The sequence below is a fragment of the Streptomyces durocortorensis genome (assembly GCF_016901035.1).
Lineage (GTDB): Bacteria > Actinomycetota > Actinomycetes > Streptomycetales > Streptomycetaceae > Streptomyces > Streptomyces durocortorensis.
Window position 1 is genome coordinate 1 of record NZ_JAFEUF010000431.1, and the last position, 2842, is coordinate 2842.

At 72.0% G+C, this 2842-nt stretch carries 4 protein-coding genes and 1 pseudogene; 1 reads left to right on the forward strand and 4 read right to left on the reverse strand.

The window, feature by feature from the left end; all coding sequences use genetic code 11:
• Nucleotides 1–131 (forward strand): annotated as a pseudogene (locus tag JS521_RS37610) (SMR family transporter); the annotation flags it as partial.
• A gap of 25 nt (nt 132–156) precedes the next feature.
• On the opposite strand, the gene JS521_RS35000 reads toward JS521_RS37610, so the two are convergent.
• The 4 genes from JS521_RS35000 to JS521_RS35015 all read right to left on the reverse strand — a co-directional run.
• Nucleotides 157–576 (reverse strand): DMT family transporter, encoded by a 420-nt coding sequence (locus JS521_RS35000; protein ID WP_205086891.1) that lies wholly within the window; start codon nt 574–576, stop codon nt 157–159.
• 112 nt (nt 577–688) lie between these two features.
• A complete protein-coding gene (locus JS521_RS35005) occupies nt 689–1009 on the reverse strand; it encodes a DMT family transporter (RefSeq protein ID WP_205086892.1) in 321 nt (106 codons plus the stop codon).
• Nucleotides 1010–1134: 125 nt separating this feature from the next.
• A complete protein-coding gene (locus tag JS521_RS35010) occupies nt 1135–1611 on the reverse strand; it encodes a nucleoside deaminase (protein ID WP_205086893.1) in 477 nt (158 codons plus the stop codon).
• 125 nt (nt 1612–1736) lie between these two features.
• The coding region (locus JS521_RS35015; protein WP_239488261.1) for an oxidoreductase at nt 1737–2842 on the reverse strand (1106 nt) is incomplete at its 5' end.

The following is a 2842-nucleotide window of genomic DNA, read 5'->3' on the forward strand; positions in this document are numbered from 1 at the left end:
ACGCACTGAGCCTCGCCCTGCGCACCATCGACGTCAGCATCGGTTACGCCGTCTGGGCGGGCATCGGCGCGGGCGGCGCGGCTGTCCTCGGCCCGCTCTTCTTCGACGAGACGCTCACCCTGGCCAAGGGCGCCGGGGGCGTACCGTCGAGGAGCGTCAGACCTGGACCGCGGTGGGCCGGTCCGCCAGGCGCTCAGGCTCCTGGGCCGGGGCAACCGCCTCCGAGGGCTTCGTCCGGTCGGCGAGCTTCAGCCAGATGACGCCGACGATGATGACGGCCAGCCAGGCGCCCTTGGCCAGGGTGAGCGTCTCGTCGAAGAAGAGCGGGCCGAGGACAGCCGCGCCGACCGCGCCGATGCCCGCCCAGACGGCGTAACCGATGCTGACGTCGATGGTGCGCAGGGCGAGGCTCAGTGCGTAGAGCGTCAGCAGGAAGAACACCACGGCGACCAGGGACCAGGTCAGGACGGTGAAGCCTTCGCTGCCGCCGACGGCGAGCGCGTAGCCGATCTCGAAGACTCCGGCGAGCAGGAGCGAGAGCCAGGCGTTGGTGGAGCTCTTGGCTGCGTTGGACATGGGAGGTGGGTCCTCTCTCAAGGGTGTCGTCAGGCGGGGTGCGGGGTGCGCCGCATGCGTTGCGGGCAGGGCGGGGCGGCCGGAAGGCGCGCTCCGGGAGACGGCTCCGGGATCAGGCGGAGCCGCTCAGCTGCAGGCCGACGACGCCACCGATGACGAGGACGATGCCGATCGCCTTGTTCCAGTTCAGGCGCTGGCCGAAGAACAGCGCGCCGAGGATGGTGATGCCGACGCCCGCGACGGACGTCCACAGGGCGTAGCCGACGCCGACGTCGAAGGTCAGGAGCGCCCTGCTGAGGAAGAACGTCGCGGCGGCGCCGCTGGCCAGGGTGATGGAGGTCCACTTGCGGTTCTTGAAGCCCTCGGCCTTTCCGGCGGCGATGGCGACCAGGATTTCGAAGGCGACGGCGATGGCGAGGTAGAGCCAGGGCATGGGAGGTCCTTCCGAGCGGTGAATGAACGAGGAGAGGTGACGAGGAGCTGGGGCGCGCGAGGCGCGCGGGGCACGGTGGGGCCCCGGCCGTCAGCGGCCGTCAGCGGCAGCGGCCGCCGGTGGGGTCAGCCGGCCCGGTTCTGCGTGAGGAAGTCCTGGAACGGCTCCTCCGCTTCGGGGAGGTGCAGCGCCGTGACCTTGAGCGGCCAGTCGGCCGGATCCTCCGCGAAGAGGGAGTACGTGCTCGTGTAGTCGAAGCCGTACCGGGCGGCGGTCCTGCGGTCGGCGGCGTGCACGATGTGGCCGATGCCGGCGTAGCGCGCCGCGAGGTAGCACAGGGCGCAGGGTTCGCCGGAGGCGATCAGGGTGGCACCGGCGACGGCGCGGATCCCGTGCCGGGTGGTGGCCTCCCGGAGGGCCACGACCTCGGCGTGCGCGGTCGGGTCGTTGTCCTCGCGGACCCGGTTGAAGCCGGTCCCCAGGATCCGTCCGTTGCCGACGACCACCCCGGAGAAGGGGATGCCGCCCTGGGCGACATGCTCGCGGCTGAGCCGGATCGCTTCGTGGGCGAAGCCCAGCAGTTCGCTTTCCTGAGTACGCATGAGCGGTTCGTCTCCCGAGTGACTTCCATCGATTACTTGCCTGCACATGCAATTGAGTGCTCACGCGGATCACCGTCGGCGATCCGTTCCGTGGGTACTAATCTTGCATGTGCAAGTAAAGACTGTCAAGCGTGTGCGTGCGCGCGGGCGTTCTCCAAGGTGGCCAGCGGCTCCAGCAGTTGCGGGTCGAACGGGGCCTGGGCACCGCCCGAGGCCACGACGCCCGGCAGGCCGGGGTTGGCCAGGGCGGCGGTCCCGATCGCCAGGACATCGGCGTGCCCCTCGTCCAGGACGCGCCGGGCCACCACCTCCCGGTGCAGCCCGCCGTTGGCGATCACGGGAAGCCCGGTGACCGTACGGGCGAGCCCGGGAAGGGTCGGCCCGTCCGCGGTCCAGTCCCGGCCGCTGCCCGCGAGATGCAGGTAGTCGGCGCCGGCCGAGGCCGCCGCCGCGAAGATGACGCCTGCCTCGGCGTCGCCTCCCGGCCAGCGCCACGCGGGGTCGTTGATCTTCCCCTGGGAGAGCCGGACACCGACCGTGAAGCCGGGCCCGGTCGCACCTCTGACCTCGGCCGTCACCTCCCGCACGAGGCGTGTGCGCTCCTCGGCGCTCCCGCCGTACGCGTCGGTGCGCAGATTCGTGTACGGGGTCAGGAACTGGTCGAGCAGATAGCCGTTGGCCGCATGGATCTCCACGCCGTCGAAGCCGGCGTCCCGCGCGCGGACCGCCGCCGCGGCGAAGCCGTCGACGGCCTCCGCGATCTGGCGGCGGGTCATCTCCATCGGTACGGGCCAGCGGCCGCCGCCGCGGTACTTGGTCAGCTGCTCCCCCAGCGGCCGTACCGCCGAGGGGCCGGCCGCCCGGTCGCGGAACCGGTTGCCCTGCGCGACCGCCCCGGCGTGCATCAGCTGGAGGACGATCCGCGCCCCTGCGTCGTGCGCAGCCCCGACGACGGGCCGCCAGGCGGCGGCCTGCGCCTCGTCCGTCATGCCCGGCTGGTGCAGATAGCCCTGGCTGAACGCGGTGTCGGTGTAGGTCCCCTCGGTGATCAGGAGCCCGAACCCCCCCTCGGCGAAGGCCGCGTAGTACGCGGCCATCTCCCGGGTGGCCCGGCCGTCCTCGGTCGCGGAGACCCGGGTCATGGGGGCGAGGGCGAACCTGTTGCGCAGGTCGAGCCCCGCGAACCGGCAGGCACTGAGGGCGGGGTGGGCGGCTCGGTCGGAGCGGGTGG

Coding starts and splice junctions, on each gene's coding strand:
- JS521_RS35000 (WP_205086891.1), bottom strand. CDS start 576: ATGTCCAACGCAGCCAAGAGCTCCACCAACGCCTGGCTCTCGCTCCTG.
- JS521_RS35005 (WP_205086892.1), bottom strand. CDS start 1,009: ATGCCCTGGCTCTACCTCGCCATCGCCGTCGCCTTCGAAATCCTGGTC.
- JS521_RS35010 (WP_205086893.1), bottom strand. CDS start 1,611: ATGCGTACTCAGGAAAGCGAACTGCTGGGCTTCGCCCACGAAGCGATC.